Annotated in this window: 15 protein-coding genes and 1 tRNA gene; 4 read left to right on the top strand and 12 right to left on the bottom strand. The window is 35.8% G+C overall.

Annotated features, from left to right (window positions below; translation table 11 throughout):
- Positions 1-99: 99 nt before the first annotated feature.
- The gene (locus tag J0H12_03405) at positions 100-3,402 is read right to left on the bottom strand and encodes a tetratricopeptide repeat protein (protein MBN9412958.1); all 3,303 of its coding nucleotides are present in this window, start codon (positions 3,400-3,402) and stop codon (positions 100-102) included.
- 263 nt (positions 3,403-3,665) lie between these two features.
- Here J0H12_03405 and J0H12_03400 point away from each other — a divergent pair, with 263 nt between their 5' ends.
- From J0H12_03400 to J0H12_03390, 3 genes are read left to right on the top strand one after another with little or no spacing between them, the layout of a single operon-like run.
- Positions 3,666-4,868, top strand: coding sequence for an efflux RND transporter periplasmic adaptor subunit (locus J0H12_03400; protein MBN9412957.1), 1,203 nt, complete (start codon positions 3,666-3,668; stop codon positions 4,866-4,868).
- A 33-nt stretch (positions 4,869-4,901) separates the two neighbouring features.
- On the top strand, positions 4,902-8,027 hold the full coding sequence (locus tag J0H12_03395; GenBank protein MBN9412956.1) for an efflux RND transporter permease subunit: 3,126 nt from the start codon (positions 4,902-4,904) through the stop codon (positions 8,025-8,027).
- Entirely contained in the window at positions 8,020-9,474 is a 1,455-nt protein-coding gene (locus J0H12_03390; protein MBN9412955.1) for an efflux transporter outer membrane subunit, read from the top strand. The genes J0H12_03395 and J0H12_03390 overlap by 8 nt, the downstream gene beginning before the upstream one ends.
- A 55-nt stretch (positions 9,475-9,529) precedes the next feature.
- On the opposite strand, the gene J0H12_03385 is transcribed toward J0H12_03390, so the two are convergent.
- From J0H12_03385 to J0H12_03360, 6 genes are all read right to left on the bottom strand, one after another.
- Positions 9,530-11,209 carry a hypothetical protein gene (locus J0H12_03385; protein ID MBN9412954.1) on the bottom strand — a complete coding sequence of 560 codons (1,680 nt, stop codon included), beginning with the start codon at positions 11,207-11,209 and terminating at the stop codon, positions 9,530-9,532.
- A gap of 316 nt (positions 11,210-11,525) precedes the next feature.
- Positions 11,526-11,885 (bottom strand): hypothetical protein, encoded by a 360-nt coding sequence (locus tag J0H12_03380; protein ID MBN9412953.1) that lies wholly within the window; start codon positions 11,883-11,885, stop codon positions 11,526-11,528.
- Positions 11,886-12,938: 1,053 nt separating this feature from the next.
- Positions 12,939-14,840 carry a hypothetical protein gene (locus J0H12_03375; GenBank protein MBN9412952.1) on the bottom strand — a complete coding sequence of 634 codons (1,902 nt, stop codon included), beginning with the start codon at positions 14,838-14,840 and terminating at the stop codon, positions 12,939-12,941.
- Positions 14,841-15,048: 208 nt separating this feature from the next.
- Positions 15,049-15,124, bottom strand: a tRNA-Glu gene (locus J0H12_03370).
- 102 nt (positions 15,125-15,226) lie between these two features.
- Entirely contained in the window at positions 15,227-15,709 is a 483-nt protein-coding gene (locus J0H12_03365; protein MBN9412951.1) for a DUF2147 domain-containing protein, read from the bottom strand.
- Between the two features lie 71 nt (positions 15,710-15,780).
- Positions 15,781-16,437: a hypothetical protein gene (locus J0H12_03360; protein ID MBN9412950.1), complete on the bottom strand. Its 657-nt coding sequence runs from the start codon at positions 16,435-16,437 to the stop codon at positions 15,781-15,783.
- 93 nt (positions 16,438-16,530) lie between these two features.
- On the opposite strand from J0H12_03360, the gene J0H12_03355 reads away from it, so the two are divergent.
- Positions 16,531-17,115: a malonic semialdehyde reductase gene (locus J0H12_03355; protein MBN9412949.1), complete on the top strand. Its 585-nt coding sequence runs from the start codon at positions 16,531-16,533 to the stop codon at positions 17,113-17,115.
- A 49-nt stretch (positions 17,116-17,164) separates the two neighbouring features.
- Here the strand turns inward: J0H12_03355 and J0H12_03350 are convergent, their stop codons facing one another.
- The 5 genes from J0H12_03350 to trxA all read right to left on the bottom strand — a co-directional run bounded on the left by J0H12_03350 (position 17,165) and on the right by trxA (position 23,971).
- On the bottom strand, positions 17,165-17,635 hold the full coding sequence (locus tag J0H12_03350; protein ID MBN9412948.1) for a hypothetical protein: 471 nt from the start codon (positions 17,633-17,635) through the stop codon (positions 17,165-17,167).
- Between the two features lie 52 nt (positions 17,636-17,687).
- Complete coding sequence (locus tag J0H12_03345; protein ID MBN9412947.1) at positions 17,688-19,490, bottom strand: aminopeptidase P family protein; 1,803 nt, start codon at positions 19,488-19,490, stop codon at positions 17,688-17,690.
- A gap of 81 nt (positions 19,491-19,571) precedes the next feature.
- The gene (locus J0H12_03340) at positions 19,572-21,761 is read right to left on the bottom strand and encodes a hypothetical protein (protein MBN9412946.1); all 2,190 of its coding nucleotides are present in this window, start codon (positions 21,759-21,761) and stop codon (positions 19,572-19,574) included.
- A gap of 8 nt (positions 21,762-21,769) precedes the next feature.
- Complete coding sequence (gene phaC, locus J0H12_03335) at positions 21,770-23,587, bottom strand: class I poly(R)-hydroxyalkanoic acid synthase (protein MBN9412945.1); 1,818 nt, start codon at positions 23,585-23,587, stop codon at positions 21,770-21,772.
- A 69-nt stretch (positions 23,588-23,656) separates the two neighbouring features.
- Positions 23,657-23,971, bottom strand: a complete 315-nt coding sequence (gene trxA / locus J0H12_03330) for a thioredoxin (protein MBN9412944.1) — start codon at positions 23,969-23,971, stop codon at positions 23,657-23,659.
- Positions 23,972-23,987 lie beyond the last annotated feature (16 nt).

The following is a 23,987-nucleotide window of genomic DNA, read 5'->3' as shown; positions in this document are numbered from 1 at the left end:
TCAAAAAGGATAAATTATTTTGTATCTTATAGAGCAAAGACGTACAAATTTCATATTGCCTAAGGGGTTGCGAGATTCAACTTTTTAAGAATTTTAAGCTTAATTATTACAATTAATTTTTTCTTGAATTCTTACAATATGAGGGGAATCTTTGGGGAAGTGATTTTTTACGATTTCTAAAGCTTGATTTAGGTAGTCTTTAGCTTTTTCTTTATACTGTTCAGATTGTTTTATTTCAGCTGTTTGCAGAGATTTTTTTAAATAGATTTCTGCTAAATTTTCTAAAGCTTTATAATATTCAGGATGCTTATTTTGTTTAAATGCTTTCAAAGCCTTACTAATAAAATTCTCAGCAATTTCAATATAATCTTCTTGAAGAAAAACCTGCCCTAGATTCCTTATAACACGAGCAGTTACAATGTGATCCTCCCCATAATTTCTCGCGCATGTAACAAAACTTTTTTCAAGTAAATTTTTAGCCATCTCATGATTTTCAAGTTCTCTATAAACAATCCCTAAATATACTAAAGCCTTAGTAGCACCAATATGATTTTCAGGAACATGCTCTTTATAAATTTTTAGGCTTTCTTCAAGAAAGCTCTTAGCTTTTTCCAGATTTCCAAGTTCCTTATGAACAATCCCTAAATATGTTAAAGCCCGAGCAATGCCGACATGATTTTGAGAAAAATGTTCTTTATAAATTTTAAGACTTTGTTCGAGTAAACTTTTAGCTTTTTTATGATTTCCAAGCCCTCTGTAAATAATCCCCAGATACGCCAAAGCTCGAGCAATGCCGACATGATTTTGAGAAAAATGTTCTTTATAAATTTTAAGACTTTGTTCAAGCAAAATTTTTGCCTTTTCATAATCTGCCAATTCTTTATAAACCATTCCTAGATACGCTAAAGCTCGACCAGATCCCACATAGTTTTCGGGAAAACCTTGCTTATAGATTATAAGACTTTCTTCAAGTAATTTTTTGGCCTGCTCATGATTTCCTAAATCCTTATAAACAATTCCTAGATATTCTAAAGTTCGTCCAACTCCGGCATAATCTTTCAAAGAATGATTTCTGTAATTTAAGAGACTCTCTTCCAAGAAATCTTTAGCTTTTTCATATTCACGTAATTCTCTATAAACGATGCCAAGATATGTTAAGGCGCGAGTAGCGCTAACATAATTTTCTTTATAATTTTTATTTATATTCTTGAGGCCTTTTTCGAGAAATTCTTTTGCTTTCTTATAATAATTTAAATAAATATACATACATCCTAATTCGCTTTGTATAGTGCCCTTGATGGATGGTGTTAATAATTTATTATGGTTCAAAAAAGCTTTATAATGATTGATTAAAAGAATCATCTTTGTAAAATCTTCTTTATCTATTAATCCAGATATATAATTCTTTAGAGTATTAGAAATTTTTTGTAATAAGTCTTTTTCTTTTTTAAAATCAAGGTCATTGACCAGATAAGCTAAACTAATTTCTTGTACACTTCTATGGATAGAAAAATTTGGTAGTTTCTCTTTATTTATAAAAGATGATTTATTAGTAATAAAAGAATATTTTTTAAGGATACGCAAAAATTGTTCAACAACAGTTTTACTTTTATAAGATTCTAATAATTCTTTGGGAATATTTTGTGAATCAAGCAGAGAGATAAAAAGAAGAAGTTCTTTAAATTCTGGATTTACGGTAATGATTTTCTCGAGTGATGAGGTGATAATGCCATACCGTGTTTTGGTGTAATGACTCGATTCATTAATAAGGGTTTCCTGGTCTTTTTCAAAATACTCACTATAGCTGCTTATTCTTTTTAAATACTCTTCAAAGGTGAGGTGTGAGTTCTTAATATAATAACCTGCGGCCAAAACATCCAACGGGAATGGGGGGATGTTTTTTAGAAAGTTTATTGCTTCTTGCTTTTGTTCTTTCGTGAGACGTTCTGGCTCATACCCATAAAGAATCTTGCTTAAAAGAGTTAAGCTTTCTCTCTCACTTAATTCCTCGATATGGAGGACATTTTCTGTTTTGATATAGCCTGCATTTTGAAGATTGCTATCTCTGGTCGTGATGATTACTTTTCCAGCTCCCCACACAAGAGGATCTTGGGGAAAGTATTTTTTAATCTCAGGGAAATTCTCAACATTATCATAAATCAAAAGCCACTCTTTCTTGAGCTTTAAATGACGCTTCACAAAGGAAAGGATCTGCTTTTCCTTTTCTTCTGGGTTTTGGATGTTCTGGATAAAATTAAGCTCTTCCTTCTTCTCTTTGGTCTCTGCTAACGCATACGCCAAATCCCGAAAAGAATTGAGAAGGCTTTCTTTGGTTTCTGCATTTAATTCCCAGACCGTTGACTGAGATTGAGACCTCCCAAATTGACGCGCTAAGGTTGTTTTGCCAACACCTCCCATTCCCACCACACCCACAAGAGAAACAGTTTGAATCCCGTCTTGGGAAGTGAGCTGTTTATCAATCCTTTTCATCAAGTCAGGCCGTTTTAACAGAACGTCATCAATCGGAATGGGAAGTTCAGAGCGAACTGGCGTTTTTTTCTCTGAAGAGGGTGTTTGGGAGTAATAAAGAAAAGCTGAGGTTAACAAGAAAATAATGAGTCCACTTAAAACAAGAAAACTATTCTTTTTCGTCTTTTGATTCAAAGAAAGAGAGGATGTCTTCTCTTTAATAAAAGGGATCTCCTTAAAGTCTAAGGCGGTTAAGGAAGACAGTTTTTCGAGGGTCTTCTCTGCATAAAACTTCTTTAACACTTCCACACAGGAAGCAAAGTAAGTTTTTGCCTCTCTCAAATCGATAGAATCAGGAGAGATGTCTTTTATATCTTTGTCCAATAAAATAAGGATTTCTCGTTCTACAATATCCTCTTTATTCTTCGGTAAAAAAGTAAGGGTATAAAAGTCGCCCTCTAACTCTTTCTCATCGTTCACAATTCTTATTCCAGCCAATTTAAGATGACTCACCAAAAGAGTCAGAAGAGAAGATTTATTCGCGTAAGTCGGGGAGAACTCTACTTTAAGAGCGGGAGAATTTTCAGAAGATTTCTTTGAAAGCTCTTTGAGCTGTTTTTCAAATTCATGCTTATGAAGAAGGGTTAAATAATGTTGCTTGAGGAATTCATAGTGAGGGGATCTCTGGACAAAGGCAATAATATCTTCTTGGATGCCGCCCCCGATTCTCTCGCCAATACTTTTTTTATGGGCTTCCAGTGTTTTAACTTCGATATCGAGAAGAGATGAAATTGACTTTCCCGTCCCCCCACTAATAAGACACGCAATGATATCGACCTGCCGTGGGGTGAATCTTATCCCTTTAATGACAAGCAAACCTTCCGGATAAAATTCTGGTGGTAAGGACGGAGATTTGAGCTTGTCACCTGGCATAAAGACACTTCCTTAAAGAGAGAGAAAATTATTTGAAATCTCTTTTTTAATTTTAAGATAGCTCAAGTTTTAGAAGACATAAAAGAGAAAGAGAGAGTTTGGTGAAAATTCTTTTTTCTACTACTTATAAAATATCTCCCATTAAAATATTTTTTCATTATTTCAAAAATTTAAAGGAATTAAATAAAATAAAAAACGTTAAAAATTTTAACGAATTTTTAGGTATGTTCAGGTGAAAATCCTAAAAAATAGGGTTTATAAGAATGAAACAAAGGCAATATGGTATTCGTGCAATTTTTATCTTAAGTACTTGCATCTTGGTCTCGAGTTGCAAAAATAATAAACAGGAATCAGCCCAAAAAGAGCCTATAGAAGTTAAAGTTGTTACTCTTCGTGCTCAAAAATTTACGTTAACAAAAGAACTTCCTGGAAGAACGTCTGCTTATCGTATCGCAGAGATTCGCCCCCAAGTGGATGGAATTATCCTCAAACGTCAATTTATGGAAGGTAGTAATGTTATAAGTGGAGGGGAGCTTTACCAAATTGATCCTGCAAAATATCAAGCTTCTTATGATAATGCTAAAGGAAATTTAGCCCAAGCTGCTGCGGCTTTAGAGGTCGCTCGCTTAAAAGAAAAGAGATATAAAAACTTATTACCATCTCATGCTGTAAGCCAACAAGATTATGATGATGCTCGAGCTAGTTTAAAGCAGGCAGAAGCAAATATTTTATCAAGTCAAGCTGATGTCGAATTAGCTCTCATCAATCTTAATTATACTCACATAAAATCACCTTTGAATGGACGCATTGGGAAGTCTAATTTTACGGAAGGAGCCTTAGTAACGGCGAACCAAAGTAGCGCACTGGCAATTGTGCAACAATTAGATCCCATCTATGTTGATATTACACAACCAATGGTTGAATTGCTTCATCTTAAAAAACAGTTTGCTGCAGGAAATTTAAAAAATCCTGTAGACCAAGATTTAAAATTGAAACTTATTTTGGAAGATGAGTCAGTTTACAAAGAATTAGGAACTCTTCAGTTTACAGATGTAACTGTTGATTCCACGACAGGGTCTGTGACTATCCGAGGCCTCTTTCCAAATCCTGATTTTGATCTTATGCCTGGCTCTTTTGTGCGCGTGGTTATTGAACAAGGGGTTCAAGAAAATGCTCTCTTAGTTCCACAACCAAGTGTTACTCGTGATTCATCAGGAAGTGCGCGTGTACTGGTTGTTAACAATAAAAATATTGTTGAAATAAGAAATGTTACAACGGAACAAGCAATTAATGATCAATGGCTTGTGAAGGAAGGACTGAAGAATGGAGATAAAGTTATTCTTGAAGGTATTCAAAAAGTTAAACCAGGAGATCAAGTAAAGCCTCTTGAAGTTCTTCAATCTTCAAAATTACCTTCGACGAATTCTATGTCAAATCCTACACATCCTCAGTTGAAGAAAAAATGAATTTCTTCCTCCTAAAAATAAAGGTGAGTTTATATGGTAAGTTTCTTTATTAATCGACCTATTTTTTCTTGGGTTATTGCAATAACAATTATGCTTGCAGGTGGATTATCTATTCTGAATTTACCTATTGCTCAATACCCACGGATTGCGCCTGTTGCCGTGGAAATTGATGCGTCTTTTCCAGGAGCTTCTGCCAAAACGATCGAAGATACAGTAACGCAAGTGATCGAACAAAAAATGAATGGTATTGACCATTTGCGCTATATGACTTCAACGAGTGATTCTGCAGGTAATGCGGCAATAATCCTAACTTTTGACTCAGGAACAGATCCTGATATTGCGCAAGTGCAAGTTCAGAATAAACTTCAATTAGCGACACCTCTTTTGCCTCAAGAAGTTCAGCAACAAGGTATTCGTGTTGTAAAATCTGTGAAAAATTATCTGATGATTGTTTCTTTAATCTCAACGGACGGTACTTTAACGCGTAATGACCTAAGTGATTATATCGCCGCAAATATGCAAGACCGAATTAGTCGTATTAATGGGGTTGGGGATATTCAACTTTTTGGTTCTCAATATGCAATGCGTGTATGGGTTAATCCTCATAAATTAAATAGCTATAACCTTACGATTCAAGATGTGAGTGATGCAATTTCTGTTCAGAATAATCAAATAATTGCAGGACAAATTGGAGGAACTCCGACCATAAAAGAACAACAATTGAATGCCCCTATTATTGCGCAAACTCGTCTACAATCATCAGAAGAATTTGGAAAAATTTTGTTAAAAGTAAATACGGATGGTTCTCAGGTCAGACTTAAAGATGTGGCTCGAATTGAGTTAGGAGGTGAATCCTATGAAAACATCAGTTTTATTAATGATAATCCTGCAGGTGCCCTTGCAATTCGTCTTACCTCAGATGCAAATGCTCTTAAGACAGCAGAGGCAATTCGCAATGCTGTAAAAGAGATGTCAGCTTTTTTCCCGCCGAATGTTGAAGTTAGGTACCCTTATGATACAACACCTTTTATACAGTTATCGATCGAAGAAGTTGTGAAAACTCTTGTAGAAGCGATCATTCTTGTCTTTCTTGTGATGTGGTTATTTTTACAAAATATTAGGGCAACGCTTATTCCAACTATTGCGATTCCTGTGGTTTTATTAGGGACATTCGGTATTTTGGCTGCTTTCGGCTATTCTATCAATACGCTCACGATGTTTGGTGTTGTTCTTGCGATTGGTTTGCTAGTGGATGACGCGATTGTGGTTGTTGAAAATGTTGAACGTGTCATGCGAGAAGAAAATCTTTCGCCAAAAGCAGCCACAGAAAAATCGATGAAACAAATTACAGGGGCTCTTATCGGCATAGGATTAGTGTTATCGGCTGTCTTTGTTCCAATGGCATTTTTTAGTGGATCTGTCGGGGTTATTTATAAGCAATTCTCGCTTACGATTGTATCTGCAATGGGATTATCTGTTCTTATCGCTCTTATTTTCACACCTGCTTTATGTGCCTCTATTTTAAAATCAGAACATGCATCCAACTCATTTCCATTCTTTGAGAAATTTAATCATTTGTTTTCTTTGAGTACTCAAAAATATCAGCAAAAAGTAGAAAAAATATTAAATCATCAGCAGTGGACAGTTTCTTTTTATGGGGCTCTTTTGATTATTGCGACAATTCTTGCGATTCGATTACCCACGGCTTTTTTACCGGAAGAAGATCAGGGATTTATGTTTACCCAAGCGATCCTTCCTCCTGGAGCTACTCAAGAACGAACATTAAAAGTTTTGCAGGAAGCTAAAAATTATTATTTAACTCAAGAGAAAGACGCGGTGGAATCTGTTCTTTGGGTCGTTGGAGTTAACTTTAGCGGTCGAGGCCAAAATACAGGCCTTATGTTTGTTAAAATGAAAGATTGGAAATCTCGAAAGTCCTCAAATCTTAAAGTCCAAGCAGTTGCTCAACGTGCTTCAGCTGCTTTTTCAAAAATTAAAGACGGAATGGTTATTCCTTTTGTCCCTCCTGCTGTTTTAGAGCTTGGGAATGCCACGGGATTCGATTTAGAGTTGCAGGATAATGCGGGATTAGGGCATCAAAAGTTGTTAGAAGCCAGGAATAAATTCTTAAGTTTGGCAGCTCAAAATTCTCTCATGATGCACGTAAGACCCAATGGGTTAGATGATGTTCCTTACTATCATCTTAAAGTCGATCAAGAAAAAGCAAGTGCTTACTCTTTATCATTAAAAGACATCAATCAAACCTTGTCCTTAGCTTGGGGATCTTCTTATGTAAACGATTTTATTGATCGTGGAAGAGTCAAAAAAGTTTATTTACAAGGAGATGCACCTTATCGAATGCTCCCGAGCGATTTAGAAAAATGGTACGTTCGTAACCAAGAAGGAAAAATGGTGTCATTTGCGAATTTTTCAAAAGGAGAATGGATATTTGGATCTCCTCGACTTGAGCGTTTTAACGGTTTATCTGCTGTTGAAATTTTAGGAGAACCGACACCAGGGCATAGTACTGGTGAGGCCATGAAAGCAATTAAAGAAATTATGCACCAACTGCCGGCAGGCATTAATCTTGCATGGACAGGGATCTCTTTTGAAGAACAGCTTTCTGGAGCTCAAGCACCTATCCTTTATATGCTATCTTTAATCGTCGTCTTTTTATCATTGGCCGCTCTATATGAAAGTTGGACAATTCCTTTTTCGGTTATTTTAGCCGTTCCTCTCGGTGTTTTTGGAGCTCTACTTGCCGCCACATTGCGTGGATTGCCAAATGACGTTTATTTCCAAGTTGGATTATTAACAACGATGGGGCTTTCCACAAAAAACGCTATTCTTATTGTTGAATTTGCGAAAGAACTTTATGCAGAAGGTTTATCTCTCTTTGAGGCCACTCTTAAAGCAACCAAAATAAGACTGCGGCCTATCATCATGACGTCATTAGCTTTTACATTAGGCGTTGTTCCTCTTTTCTTTGCAAATGGAGCCGGATCTGGAAGCCAAATTGCGATTGGAACAGGTGTTTTAGGTGGCGTTCTCGCGGCAACCTTTTTAGGGATTTTCTTTATACCTCTCTTTTTCTTTGTGGTCATAACGCTATCCCAAAAAAGATTTAACCTTTTTAAGAGAAATAATTCCAATGCTTAAGTTATGCAAAATATCTTTAGGAAGTGCTCTATTTTTATCCAGTTGTTCAATGATGCCAACGTATCATCAACCTGGGCTACCTATCTTGAATGACTATCCAGATTTACACGAGAAGGGTGAAAATAAAGAAACATTGATCTCTCAAAAAGTTGTGACGATTGGATGGCGAGATTTTTTTAGCGATTCTTATCTTTATCAATTAATTGAGATGTCTCTTCACCATAATCGTGATTTACGAAAAGCGATTTTGGCAATTGAAGAAGCGCGTCTTCAGTATGATATTCAAAGTAATGAACAATTACCCACCATTAAAGCTTCAGCTACTTATAACGCTGCTCGAACCTCAGTGGATCTTACTCAACCAGGTTATCCCACTTTAACAAGACAACAGAGTTTAGGAATTGGTTTAACTGATTTTGAAATTGATTTCTTTGGGCGTATTCAAAGTTTAAAAGAAGTAGCTCTTAATGATTATTTAGCGACAGAAGAAGCCCAACGTTCCGTTCAAATTTCTCTTATTTCAGAGGTCGCGAGCGCGTATTTCCTTGAGTGCCGATATGCAGAGCAAGAGGAAATTAAAAACCAACTTATTGCAGCTCAAGAAGAGCAATTAAAAATGATAAAGAACCGTTTTACGGCAGGAAATGCTTCTCTTAATGACGTACGTCAACAAGAAAGCCTTTTGGAGTCAACTCTTTCTGAGGCAGCTAAGCTAAAACTTTTGCACGCTCAAGCTATTAATTCTCTTACATTGCTTGTTGGGAAAGAGCTACCTTCAAAAAAACATAATGCTTCGCTTTCTCTTCAAAAAATGATGCTTAATATTTCCGCTGGATTACCTTCAGAATTACTTTTAAATCGACCAGATATTCTTGCGGCTGAACGAAATTTACAAGCTGCAAATGCGAATATTGGTGCAGCTCGTGCGGCATTTTTTCCTACGATTTCATTAACCTCAACTTTTGGAACGGCAAGTAATCAATTATCTCATCTATTTCGTCCAGGCAGGAATACATGGAACTTTGCACCATCACTAACGATGCCTATCTTTGATTGGGGAACGAATATAGATAATCTTGATCTTGCAACAATCCGGAAAGAGATGTCGATTGTTGACTACGAAAAATCTATCCAATCCGCCTTTCGAGAGGTATCAGATGCTTTAGCGGCTCGTACATCTCTTGAACAACAATTAAGGGCGCAAGCTCGATATGTGAAAGCTATTGCAGCGCGAGAAAATTTAATGAAGCAACGTTATCACCAAGGAATTAATAATTTGAGTGATCTTCTTGAAATCCAGCAAGATCTTTTTAATGCTCATGCAAGTCTTATTGATATTCAGTATTCTCGCCTTAGTAACGGAGCGATGCTTTATAAGGCGTTAGGAGGAGGGAGTCTCGAAAAAACAATTGAGGAAAATAAACTGTTAGAAAGTGCAAGCTCTTAGAAGAACCTAAGAGCTCATGCTTAATTAGCAGGATTTAAAGCAACCTTGATCTTTTTCAGCCTTTTTTTGCTTTCTTTTGAAAAAAGATATGAGCTTGAAGTCCTTTTTCCGTAATAAACTCTTCTCCATGTTCTAGGACTCTGCTTCCCCACTTATGGGCTTTAGCAGCCATTATATGATCAAGTCGAAATTCTGTGGCTAATGGTTTATCGAGAAATTCTTCTACAGCAGGATCTACAATCTTTAACTCAGGGACTTCTTTCCCCTCATGATCATGACTTAAAGCATAAAACATATTTGCATAACTTATGTATTTTAAATAAGCATGCTCTATAGCCATAGTTTTGTTTTGAGTTAAGAGTTGTTTAAATCCACTCTTATCTCCTTGAATAGAAGTTTTAGATAAAGCTGAAATACCCTGTGTTTTATTCTCAACAAACTGTAAAATTGGCAGAATACGTTTCAATGTTTGCTCATTTTTTTCCTTTAGAGCGCTAAAGAAATTTAATGTAAGCTGCATTTTTCCTAAGGACCACACTTTGTGATCTTTAAGCGTATCAGGGTAAGGGATTAAATTCGTGCCTTCGAGCTTTCTTTGTAAATCTGTGAAAGACAACATATAAGGATAAGTTATTATTGAAAAATCAGAGTTAAAGAAAGCACTCTCTAAGCCCAAGCGTTGAATTAGTGAGCCTGGAGCCATATTAATTTTACTTTTCCATTTCATCATAGAAGCTTTGATTTGCCGATCAGCCCTTAGATCATCAAGTTTAGGATCTATTGCTTCTTGAAAATCATCTTCCTCTTGCCTTATTGGTTCGGAGGAATAATCATATCTTTCTTCATTTTGTCCTGTATATTTTTCTAGTAACCAGGGTACTATACTTGTTGTTATCGCTCCTTGAGTTTCATCTGGAATCCGAAAATTTTTAGAGAGGATGACCCCAATGGTTGTATGGTGGAATCCTATTAGGGGACAACTATACATATTCTTATCAAGGGCTTCTTCAAATTTAGAAAATTCTCTATCAACCACTACTCTTACAGCTGTTTGTTCTGCATGGGCAACATATGCATTAACCACCCGACGCAAAGTCGGAACAACATCAGAACTTAATGTCGTTAACGGGACTTTATATTCATGATAATTAAAATCATCATTAGGAAGAGCGGAATAAAAATTTAGAAATGTAAGACATTTTATAAGAGCGTATCTATCGGCTTGGTCTTGTACTTCTTGTTGTTCAGCTTTGAGTTGAACCATGTCAGCCACTTGGGCTGCAATTTTTCGAGAGATTTCTTCGATTTGGCGTTTTAAGGCAACGTGATGTCCTAGTGTTATGAAATGTCCACCTACGATTCCTGGAGCATCTACAAATTCATGACCTTTAGAAAGCATCATTGCCATTGATAATTTATCTTCTTGTTTTTTTAAAGTATCAAATAGAGCCGTTGCTATCATTCGATCGCGTTTACGATTCGCTTTATTTTCTTTTTGACGACTTAAAGGACCATAAAAGCGCTCGAACTGATCTTCCATCAATCTAATATCATCCACTTTCCTAGAAAATTTGGTTTGTGCCGCGGCTTGATATTGTAGGCGTTTTATGGGGTCTTCTTCGATATCCGTTGGCACTGATCCATTAAAAACATCTGATAATTTTATAGCACTTGCGGAAGCTACAGATGTAACCAACATTGAAGACAGTAGGAGAGAAGAAAGTTTGAATTTCATTTAGTAAACCCTAAAGATATATTTTTAGAAAAGTGTTTAATAAATATACAATGTGGTTATTTTTTCTCGTTTGTCAATATTTTTCCTTAATCCACTTTTATATTAAAGATATTTTTTATAAAAGCAGATAAGGGAAAATGGCGCTAAAGAAAATTAAGCCTAGTAATAAATTCTATGCTTGAAACTTAAAACGATTGAAAGAGTAATAATCTTTATCATCAAATAAACCACTGAGCCCGCGTTTATGAGTAATTTTTCTAAAAAAGTTCCTTATGCAAAATGAAAGGTGACAACATCAAAAAAATATTACCTTTATCTAACGACGGCGAAAATGAGGATGGTAGTGAGGGTGCCACCAATTATGAGATCTCCATCCGCCATAATAGACAGGGTAGGGATTAATCGCCAAAGCAGGATCTGTCTCGACAACTACGGGAGCTTCATGTTCAACAATAACGGGGGCTGGTTGAAGGCAGATTGTAAAATTTCGCTCACACTGTGTATGGCACGCTTCAAGAGCAGGCATATTATTGAAGTGGCTTTCTCGGCAGGCAAGAAGACAATTGCTTCGTTGTGCGTCACAAGAAGGTGTATAAACAGGTCTATTTATTTCATAAGCACACCCCGAAAGAGTGAAAATACTTGCTAGGACAGATAATTTTAGAATGTGATTCATTTGATCCTCTTCATTGTATTCGTTTTAGATTTTAACAATAAAAAATGAATAATTAATTAAAGTGGATTTTTATATAGAATATTGGTTTCAAAGAAAAAATAAGTTGAAAATGGGACGGGTTTTTCTTGAAATTTGTATCAAGGTGTGATATGGTATTAATAGATGGTCAGAGATGAATCTCTTCCCTTATTAAGACTTAGAACCTCTTGATAATCCTTTTACAAAATCTCTTACATCTAAGGTCATAAAAGAAGAATAAATCAGGGATTACAACCTGACTTATGACGTAAAGAAGTCCTTTTAACGCTCTTTTTGAGCGAATGCTCTTTCTTTGCCTTTTTTTAGGGGACGACGCCCCTGAAAAAAGGGGGATAAGATAGAGGAACTTTTCCAAAGGTCCTGTCTTGGAACCTTAGGCCAAGCGAATGACAAGAGGGAAGTCTTGTGTCAGGAAAAAGTGTTGAAAGGCAAAGTCCTAAACCTTTTCTTTCATGTGAGCTCTTTCAACAGATATTTGAAAGGGAGTGGATGAAGTTGGTGAGAGTCATTTACTAAGAGTGCACAGGAATGGCAAGTCATCAAGACAAAGGATTAGGCAAAAGATGAACAAGGTCAGAAGGTGTGGTGTAAAAGGAAATATCTTTCTGTTCCTTGGTCATTCTTGATTTTGTGGGTGAAGGGCACAGTGCAAGTTAGAGGTAGTGGAGACAAAAGGAATCGGAATGAATCGATTTGTGATGAAGAAGGTTAGGATAGATCGATTGATGATAAGGATGATCTATAAGATCAATCAAGATAACGATAGGGGATGGAGTTGAGGCGTTGTTTTATAAAAATGACTCTAGAATTTTTTATTTGTTAGTATTTTATGGGAACAAACTTAAATTTTTCAATCTTTTTAATTCAATTTATCCGAGTAAATAGGTGAAAAATTATTCATTCTGAATTATTGAAAGACTTAAATCAAAGGGCTTCCTAATTGATTTTTTATAATCAGGAGCCCTTTAAATTTAGTATTAACTTATGTCGTAGCATATTTAGAGGGAAGCTGGATCAGTTTTCCTCTTTAGATGAAGAGGCTATTAGGGATATATTTTCAATTTCGTGAGTTGCTGTCGCCGCTGATAAAAATTGTTGCAAATCCCCAATAAATGCAGGAATTTCAGTTTGTAGTTTACTTAAAGCTTCTGAATATTTAGCTGCAAACTGATCTGCAATCGTTGCGCCTTCTGGGGTGGAAGACGTGCTAAATTTTACGGCTTCTGCTAAGAAGAACTTCATCAGATAGCCACGTCCTTTCTCAAGTTGTAATAAGCATTCTTCAACAGCTTTTTCAAAAGAGGTTGAATCATTTGGATATTGATCTTTACTAGGGACAACCGGAATGCTGTAGTTATATTTTTCTGCAAGTACAACTTCTGCTGGTAGAAGAAGATGGCGATCATGATCGAGATTAAGTTGTTTTGAATAATTACTTAATTCTCGGTAGAGACATTCACTTCCATCAATCATGACAATATTTATTTGAATATAAAAAGGATTGCGTATTATGGAATATTCAGCAATTTTATCTTCTTCAATAGTAGAATATTTTGAATTTAAAAAATATTGATAAGGAGTATGGAAATATTCACTAAGCTTTTTCTTCTTCACAATTTCAAAAATCTCTTCATCCGTGAGAGTTGTTTCCCCCGTAATATAAGAAGTTGAAAAAGAGCCTTGAATGGAAGGCGTTTTTGGTTCTCCCTCATCTTTAAGGGCACTTATTTCAGTACTATCATCTATTCTTGACGTAAATTGTTTCATAGAGTTTTGTAGAATATCCTGAAGGTTACTTGTTGCTAAATGAGGTGAAAGTAAAATTGGCTCTTCATGGGCATGGATAAAAGCTCCTGCCATAAATGCTGTTAAATCAGATGAAGGTGTACTTTTTTCTGTTTTTAATAAAGGAACTATTGAGCTCTCGAGGATCGCAACGAGACTTTCTTGATAAGCCTCATAAACAGAAATAGCAAAGGCATTGATATAAGGTAATATTTTAGGAATGCTATATTTCTTTTTTTCTGTTGAATCTAAATCTTTCAACTTTTCTGTTAATTTTTCTAAATAATAGTTTGTGAGGATAACTGAAAATCCCTCAGCACTCATATCTCCGAGATCAAGTATATCATGGGCAGAATCATGGCAGACTTTTCCCCAAGAGCTCATCTTGATACCGTGAAGTTTTTCGTCCCCCGCAAGTAAAGTAACGGGCACAGGGTGAATGCCTTTATAATAAGTCCAAGCGAGATAATATAACCCTAAGACATCTTCATTGGGCTCTGTACAGAGCATGAGATAAGTAATGTCTTTAAAAGGACTTTGGCTAAATTTTTTTGAAAAATTATCAGTTCTATCTGTGAAAGTTAATGGTCCGTTCTTACGTGTATAGTCTCCTCTATCATCATTTTTTTCATATGATTTTTTTAGCGTTCTCCATATTGTTTTTAGGGGATTCTTTAAATCAAATGATTTAATAACGGAATAGGTCCCAGAAAAACCAGCTGCTCTAAAAAATTGTGCTTCTGAATCAGTATGTTCTGATATGGCCAGAGAAGCTGTAAAAAGAAAATACATGTAATCACGCATGTTTTGTTTGTCTTTATCCTCAGTATAGGGCTTTAAATCTTTTGCGAGAGAATGAAGTTTTTGATCTGCGCTTGCGACCAATGCTTGATAAAGCTCTGTGAATTTAGGAGAAAGTCTTTCGTCAGGATCTCGAAATTCTTCTTTTCCTCTATAAGATTTTATTAAATTCAAATCGTTAGCTGTTTTAGAAAATCCCTTAAAATAAGAGGGATATTCATTTTCAAGCCTAGAATAATCACTCATGCTTGGGCTTGCAAAAAGAGGAGATGTTGTACAAATGATGATAGCAAGAGAAGAAACTAAAGATAATTTTTTTAATAATTTCATATTGAGGTCCTTATTATTGATAAATTCACTGATTGATTTTTAATCTAATCTAATAAGATAGTCAATTTTTTGCCAATTCTTAGTACTATTTTGGCAATATTTTTGTGTAATGTAATGAAATTTACATTATATTATTGAAAAAAATTAATAAAAATATTTCCTATTACGTAAAAAATGGGGAGCTTAAGATGAAAGAAAAATAAAAAAATGGCGTCCCCAACGGGATTCGAACCCGTGTTGCCGCCGTGAGAGGGCGGTGTCCTAGGCCACTAGACGATGGGGACTTAAGACAAAGTGCAACCTAACGCAAGTTGTCTTCTGAATCAAGGTGTTTTTAATGACAACAGCTCAATAGAGTCTGTATTTCTTTAAAGTTAGGACAAGGCTTATTCTGCATCAGGAAATGACTGTAATTTTTCATCCGTTGTTGTGCGTGTCCATGTTTGGGTTTTCCCAAAAATAGGGAGACCGATATAGCCTCGAACTTCCAGCGTATTCGGTTCAATAAGAGACATTTCACAAGAATAAGTTTCACCTTCTCGAGGGCTATAAATCTTACCATCCGTCCAATGTCTTGGATCTTGTGACGCAGTCTTGAAACCGGTTAAATTCATAAGTCCTAAGAGTTTACGATTTTTCAAAACAGGATCAGAATTTAATTTATCTGTTTTATCTTCACCTGTTTCAGGATCAAAAGGGTCTCGAAGTTCAACAATAATGCCACAAAGTTCTTCTGCATTCGTGGGGCAAGAGCTTATTTTAACTTTAGCGCGCTGATCTTGGGTTTTCCACAAACCAAAAATAGAGTTTTCAGAAGCCGTAGAAACATTAAAAATAAATAAAAACATTAAGGCTATAAGATATTTCATCAATGAACGTTCTTTCTCATTATTTTAAAGTTTTAATTTAGAGGAAATCAGGAGAAAATTAAAGAATGCCTTTAACATTTGATGTCCTGAGATTTCTTTTTAGGAGGAATTTTTTGTTTTATCTTCTTCTTTTTAGGTTTTGCTTTTTTCTTTTGAAGAGGTTTTGATGTAGGCTCTTTTTTCTGAGGAATTTCTAAGCGATAGGAAATAATGAGATTCCGGAAAGTTGGGAGTGCCCGTAAATAAGCTTTTTGAGAAGTGGCTTGGAGAATAATAATGACAAAAGCTTTCTTTTCTGGGATGTACCCAATCGCATCATAAAGGCCTTGAGGCTCTTCAAAATAGGTTCTTATGTACGCTTTTTTCTGATCTGTGGCGGTGAGTGTATAGTCGGTTCCATATTGAAGATTTGGCCTTTGTTTTTTCACCTGTTGAAAATCATTTTCTATAAATTTTTTGAGGGAAGGGCTAAGTGATGTACGTGGAACGACACGGACATAAATGGTTGCAGGAGAGATATCCATAAGAAAAGTTTGGGGTATTAAAAAGGCTTGGATATTTTTAGATAAGCCATGTTCACTTTCGCAATGCCAATCATAAGGATAAGTGAGTGTAAAAGAAAGAAGTGAAGATTTAAGAGTGACTGTATGTTGACTATATGAATAGTTGGCTCCTTGACTTAAAAAAAGGAGAATAACTATAAAGAAAGTAAACAATTTTTGTTTCATTGTCGGGCTTAAAAAATTTTTTCGTAATCGTTAGTTAAACTTTTAAATGCTAAACTCATTTCAGTAAAGAGAATGATTTAAAAGGAGAGAATCATGAAACTGGATGAACAAACTCTAAATCAATTGTTTTTAGAGGCTCGTACACATAAAGCTTGGGAAGCTAAAGAAGTATCTGATAGCCTTCTTAAGGAAGTCTATGATTTGGCAAAGATGGGGCCCACCTCGGCAAATTGCCTTCCAATGCGTATTCTTTTTATAAAATCTAATGTTGCGAAAGAACGACTTAAGCCGGCTTTAGATGGCGGAAATATTGAAAAGACCATGGCGGCTCCTGTGACAGCCATCATTACTTATGATCTAAAGTTTTATGAGCGCATGGATGAATTATTTCCCATGGTTGATGCAAAAAGTTGGTTTGTCGGAAATGCTGAATACGCGCAAAAAACAGCTTTTCAAAATTCTGCTTTACAAGGTGCTTACTTTATTCTTGCGGCGCGTGCTTGTGGATTAGACTGTGGTCCTATGACGGGATTTGATAATGCTAAGGTTGATGAAGAATTTTTTAAGGACACTTCATGGCGTTCTAATTTTTTGATTAATCTTGGATACGGTGATTCTGCGAAACTTCATCCCCGACTTCCGCGTCTTTCTTTTGAAGAAGTAGCAAGAGTTATATAATAAACTTATTTTGAAATTTATTGAGAGAGTTCTTTTATAAGAAAGATTTTTATAATTGACTCTCTTTTAAAGGAGCGTCAAAGCGGTTAAAGACTTCATTTACTTCTTTGATCTTCATTGTTGAGTCAAATTTTAAAATAATCATTGTAAGGTGAGGTCCAATCTTATCAGAAGTCCAAGAAAAAAGTATAACGCATCCTTGATCTATCGGGCAGGGAAGAAGGTCGAGTATACTTATATTCCATACGCCGACCGCTTTTCGTGCTGCTTTGAGCTGAGATTGAAATCCGTTTGAAGTTTTAAAGAGAATAGTGCCATTCTCAATTTTTTGACAATTTTCAGAAAATAAGATAGGTATTTCAGATAGATAGCTTTCTTCATCTTGAGCTTGACCTACGTTAATCATAAATTGAATATATCTTTTTCCTGCTTCAATATAAGCTTTAGAATCAGTAGCCAAGCAAGGATTTTGACTATTTCCATAAACAAGCAGACAAAGAAGCGTTAGAATAAATTTCATTTTAAAAACATTATATTAATAGGTAAATATAAGCATATTTTATATATGAGTTTTACATTTTTATGCAATAATTTCTAAAAGAGAGAGTGGTTTCTTTTAACCATTCTCGAACCTCTTCCTCTAAAAGGGGGGAAAGTTTTTCATAAACGGCTTGATGATAATCATCGAGCCATTTTATTTCTAGATCTGTTAATAAAGATTTCTCAATCAATTTAAGATCTATCGGAGCAAGTGTAATCGTCTCAAAACCAAGCATTCTTTTTTCTGCATCAGGAATATCAAGCGATTGTACGATCATAAGATTCTCAATACGGATGCCATAAGAATTTTCTTTATAATACCCAGGTTCATTAGAGAGAATCATGCCAGGCTTTAAAGAGACATGATTTGGAACGCTGCTAATCCTTTGAGGCCCCTCATGAATGTTGAGGACAGCACCAACACCATGCCCCGTCCCATGGGCATAATCAAGTCCGACCTGCCACAGCGCGGAGCGTGCAAGAATATCTAATTGCGATCCCGATGTCCCTTGGGGAAAGATGCTTGTTGCAAGGGCAATATGTCCTTTCAAGACGCGTGTAAAGCGATCTCTTTGTTCTGGGGTTGTTTCACCTATTGCAATTGTTCGGGTAACGTCTGTGCTGCCATCACTGTAATGTCCTCCAGAATCGATGAGATAAATATCATTTGGTGCAATTGTACGATTTGTTTCAGAGTTTACGCGATAGTGAATAACAGCACCATTTGGGCCTGTGCCAGAAATAGTTGAGAAACTTGGTATTTTAAACTCTGGAAATTTCTGTCGACACGCCAGTATTTTCTCTACAGCTTGAAGTTCATCAACATTTCCTTGAGGGCCTTCTTGAGAAATCCAATGAAGAAAAGTTGTTAAAGCAGCTCCATCTCGAATATGAGCGCGACGCATTCCTTCAAGTTCAGCTTTATTTTTACAAGCCTTTAAATGAGTCGTAGGTTCATCGCCTCGAAGGACTTTGCCACCTGCTTTTTCAACGGCGTAAATCGATTGTACGGGGGCTGTAAGCGGGTCTATAATAACGCGCGCTTTGAGTTGTCCAATGTCTTGTAAAGTTTTTTCAAAAGATTCAAAAGGTTTGATGGTCACAACTGCTTTAAGATATTGGCGAACATCGTATGGCACCTTTTTTTCATCAATAAAAAGATCAGCTTTTCCCGTCTCATAAACAATGGCATAAGAAGACATGGTTGGGATGAAGTCATAATCATTCCCACGAATATTAAAAAGCCAACTTACAGATTCAGTCATGGTAACAACACCTGCAGATGCTTGTTTTTTCTTAAGTTCATGTGCAATTATTGTGAGCTTGTCTTTAAAGTCTTGTCCTGCAAATTCAAGAGGATGAATATAAATAGAGTGAGCAGATTTCTGAGGGCGATCAATCCAAATTTGGTCTACAAGATTTTTCTCGACAGGTGAGAATTCAATATTTTTACTTTCCAGGCTTTTTTCATAGCCTTGGATTTCTCGCTCTGTTGTAAGCCATGGATCATAGGCAAGTTTTGCACCTGGTTTTAAATGATGAGTAAGCCAAGTAGGGCCAGACATTTCGGCAAGAGGAACAATTTCAAAGCAAGTGGTATCAATTTGCTGAGCTGCTTGAAGTGTATATCTTCCATCCACAAAAAGTCCCGCTTTATCTTGGAGAATAATAGCGAATCCTGCACTGCCATTAAAATTCGTCAGCCATAAGAGTCTTTCTGAATAAGGGGGGACATATTCACCTTGATGTTCATCAGCTTTAGGAATAGTAAAAGCGTCAATATTTTCTCTCAACATTACTTCACGAAGCTGTATTAGTTTTTGGAGGGATGCCATAAGATTAAAATACTTTCTCGTTAATCCGTGAAATTTTACTCACGATTTATAATAAAGGTAGAAGATGATTTTTATGCAAGTTTACCCTGTCATTAATTGTTCTTCAATAGGAAGAGTAATGGCAAATTCGGCATACTGACCAACTTCAGAAGTTACTGTAAGAGTGCCATGATGTTGACGGGTTATAATATCATGACATAATGAAAGTCCAAGGCCTGTTCCACTGCCGGCAGGTTTGGTGGTAAAAAATGGATCAAAAATCTTTTTTCGAAGCTCTTCAGAAATTCCAGGGCCATTATCGCGAATAACAATTTCAATATGGTTATCTATTGTTTTCCGGGTGCAGATATGAATTTCAGCGATGAAAGATTCTCCTACGGTTGTTCTTTTTTGATGAAGAACATAGCAAGCATTATTAATAATATTTAAGAAAACGCGACCTAAACCTTGAGAGTAAACAAGGATTTTAGGAATCTCTAAGTCGAAATCTTTAATAATTTTGGGGATAAAGCCTTGTTGCTTAAAGCTTGTTATCGCTAAAGTAACGTTTTCATCAATAAGTTGGTTAATATCAATAAGGTACTGGTTGTCATTTCCACCTCTTGCATGAACAAGCATACTTCTAACAATGGCATCTGCTCGTTTACCATGTTCTTCAATACGCTTCATATTTTCGATTAAGTCAGTAAGGATCGTTTTAACTTCTTGTCGTTGTTCTAATGTAAGGGATTTACCTTGAGGGAGGGAAGAAGCAATATTCATAAGCTCTTCCGTAAAATTACGAGAGATTTCCGCAAAATTAATAACGTAATTTAGGGGGTTTTTTATTTCATGAGCAATCCCAGCGGTAAGGGCTCCAAGGCCTGCAAGTTTTTCTTGTATAATAATTTGATTTTGTGCCTTCCGAAGATCGTTAAAAGCTAAACTAAGGGCTCTATTTTTGTCAGAAAGGGCTCGTGTACGTTCGAGTACTTTTTGATCAAGATCCTGAATATGTTTTTCCATTTCTCCCATGAGTTTTCGATTTTGATCAAATACTTGAAAGACAGCCTCAAACCAAGAAAACCAAGGTTCTCGCATTTTACGATAAGCCTGTTCTCCTTCTTTTGCTTGGGTGGAGATGAAATTAACAAGCTGTTTTGCAGGGCTTATAAATTCTTGCGCAATAATACTGTTAGCTCCCATGAGAATAAAGATTGCAAATAAAATAAGGAAGACAATGCTGGGACCAATGTGTTTTAAAGTAGAAATATTCATATCCCAAGTTTTAACAAAATAAATTGCAGTCCAAGGGGCATAGCGAGACTTTGCTTGATAAACCCAGTAGTCTTCAATTTTGGAAATTGTTTTCCGGGGGAGTTTATAAATTGTTTCTAATTGGATCCCTTTTGGAAGAGTTTTTTGAACTTTTATAGGAACACGATTATTTGATTGGGTATCCGCAAGAATTGTCCCATAATCATTAACGATAATAAGACGTCCATTTGGGTAAGTAATTCCATTAATAAACTCAATGATTGGTTCAAGTAGAAAATCAATTCCCACAATGCCTTTAAATTGCATTTTGTGATAAACTGGGGCTGAACATGTCACACTTAATCCATAATGAGGTGAATAAGTATAGACATCAGTCCAGATAGGCTCCCGTTTAGGATTATTAGTAGGGAGATTTTTAAGATACATAGGATCTTTAAAAATTTGAGGATCAAAATGTGTTTCGGAGAAAGGGCGCCAAGGAAATTGATTTCGGAAACCATTTTTTGAAACGTAATAAAGTGAAGACGCAGTTTTAATATTTTTCTTTAAAACATAAAAAAGAGGATTTAAAGAAAAAGCCATCGTAATTTCTTGCCACGTAGAATTTGAAAGTTCTTCTGCAGAACCAATGCCTGTAATATTGCCAATTTTTCGACGATTAAAATTTGCCACATCAAGATAATAATTATTATCTTGGTTATTTTTTAATTTGAAATCAAAATTTTGATAGCGATCTCGTTGTTCATTTAAGAAATCACTTGCTTGCATTTGAAGAGCTTGGATGGCATCTGCTCGAGGCCGAACAATATTATTTAAAGCTTGAGTTTGCTCACGCAAGCGAATTTGGAGAAAATTAAGTCTGGATTCAAGATTTTCTTGGAATAGAAAATCAAATAAGAGAAAAGCAGCTAAGATAACTATTCCGTAGGTTAACGTGACGATTTTATTGAAACGTGAAAAGAAAGTTACACGCTCTGTTTTTCGAGGACTACGATGCCAAAATTTTAGCTTCACTTGCTAAATCATACTTTCTGTTGATATTGACCTATTTGAACATATGAACCTGGAGCATCTTCTAACGTCGGATATTTTGTAGAACCAACTGTTGAAGCTTTTATTTTCGTGCCAGCATATTGTTCGATCCATTCTGCCCATTCAGGCCACCATGAACCTTGATTTTGCGTCGCTGCTGAAAACCATTCTTCTGCTTTATCTACAAGTGCATCCGAAGTCCAATAACCATATTTTGTCACTGTTGGAGGGTTAAAGACACCTGCAATATGGCCTGAGCCACCCAACACAAATTTTATAGGGCCTTGTAAGACTCTCGTTGCCGCATAACCGCACATCCAAGGCGCAATATGATCATCTTTTGTATTGAAGAGAAAAGTTGGCGTTTTGACCTTACTTAAATCTAAAAACTTATTTTTAAGTTTCAGTCCATTAGGGCGTATAAGATTATTATTTATGAACATTTCTCTTAAATAATATAAAAACATCTTAGAAGGTAGGTTTGTTGAATCTGAATTCCAATATAAGAGGTCAAAAGCCATTGGCTCTTGTCCTAAAAAGTAGTTATTAATAACAAACCACCAAATAAGATCATTTGCTCGAAGAAGGTTGAATGTTTGCGCCAGGATTTGTCCTTCTAAATATCCTGTTTGAGAAATTCTTTTCTCAAGTTGATTAATTTGTTTTTCATCAATAAATACGCCAAGATCTCCAGGATTTTTAAAATCGAATAAAGTTGCAAGATAGGTTGTGCTAGCTAAAGGATTATTTTTTTCATCAGCCATATAAGCGGCATAAGTGCCTAATATATTACCACCTATGCAAAAACCAACAGCATTGATCTTTTTTTCTCCCGTAAGATCAAGGATCGTGTTAATGGCGCTACCAACGCCTTCAAACACATAATCTTCGAAAGTTTTTTCTGAGAGACGTTGATCAGGATTTACCCATGAAATCATGAAAACAGTATGCCCACGGTCTAAAAGCCATTTTACAAATGAATTATCTGGCCTTAAGTCATAAATATAAAATTTGTTAATACAAGGAGGGATCAAGAGGACAGGTATTTGAAATACGGTTGTAGTTGTTGGAATGTATTGAATTATTTGAATTAATTCATTTTGAAAAATAACCTTTCCAGATGTGGCTGCAATGTTTTCTCCCAAACGAAACGCATCATGATCAACCATCTTTATTTTAATTTGGCCTTTGCCTTGTTCAAAATCTCTTAAAAGATTATTGATACCTTGGATGAGATTCATGCCTTTAGAATCAATCGTTTTAAGAACAGTTTTTGGATTACTCCAAGGAAAATTACTGGGAGAAAGGCTATCGGTGAATTGTCGGGTATAGAATTGTATTTTTAAAGCCGTTTTCGGGTCTAGGTCTTCAATATTTGTTGCAATATCTTTGATCCATCGATCCCACAGTAAATAAGATTGGCGAGCATATCCAAAGAATGGATTTTTATGCCACATTTCATCCTTAAAGCGATTATCAGGAATATTTCCTTCAATAACTTCATCTATAGTTTCTTTTTGTCCTGAAAGGACACTGAGAGAATTCTGCCACAATTGAAAAGTGCTTTTGAGATATTCTTGAGAAGCAGAAATAATTTTATCAGGTTGTGTGCTAAGCTTCTCTAAAGCTGTCTGAAAAGTTTCTGTCATGTCTTCGATGTTGAAAAGAGAGGTAGAATCTTTCAGGGGCTCGAATGCGTGGAAAGAATGTTGAGTTTTCATCGCGGCAAACATGAGTGCTTGTGATAATTGAAGTGGATCAAAGCTACATTTTTGCTGATCGTCTGCTTGTTGTTTTTCCCTGCCCATTGTATTCACTTTATTGTTTATATTTAAAGTTAAAAATTAGAAGGGATTTAAAATCCCTTCTATGATTGTTTAAAGGTGTTCTTTTATCCATTCCTCAAGATTTCTCTGTGGAAGTGCGCCGATTTTTGTTGAAGCGGGTTGACCATCTTTAAATAAGATGAGTGTTGGAACGCTTCTGACGCCAAATTGAGTTGGAATTTGAGGACTATGATCAATATTAACCTTAACAATTTTAAGATTTGGAATTGTTGTCGATAAATTGTCCAAAATAGGGGAGAGCATTTTACATGGCCCACACCATTCTGCCCAGAAATCAACTAAAACAGTGCCGGAAGATTCAAGGACTTCTTTTTGAAATGTGGAGTCTGTAGCATCAAGTATCATAATTATTCTTTCCTTA

The organism is Candidatus Paracaedimonas acanthamoebae, from assembly GCA_017307065.1.
Classification (GTDB): Bacteria; Pseudomonadota; Alphaproteobacteria; order Caedimonadales; family Caedimonadaceae; genus Paracaedimonas; species Paracaedimonas acanthamoebae_A.
This window is presented reverse-complemented; position numbering and strand designations above follow the sequence as displayed.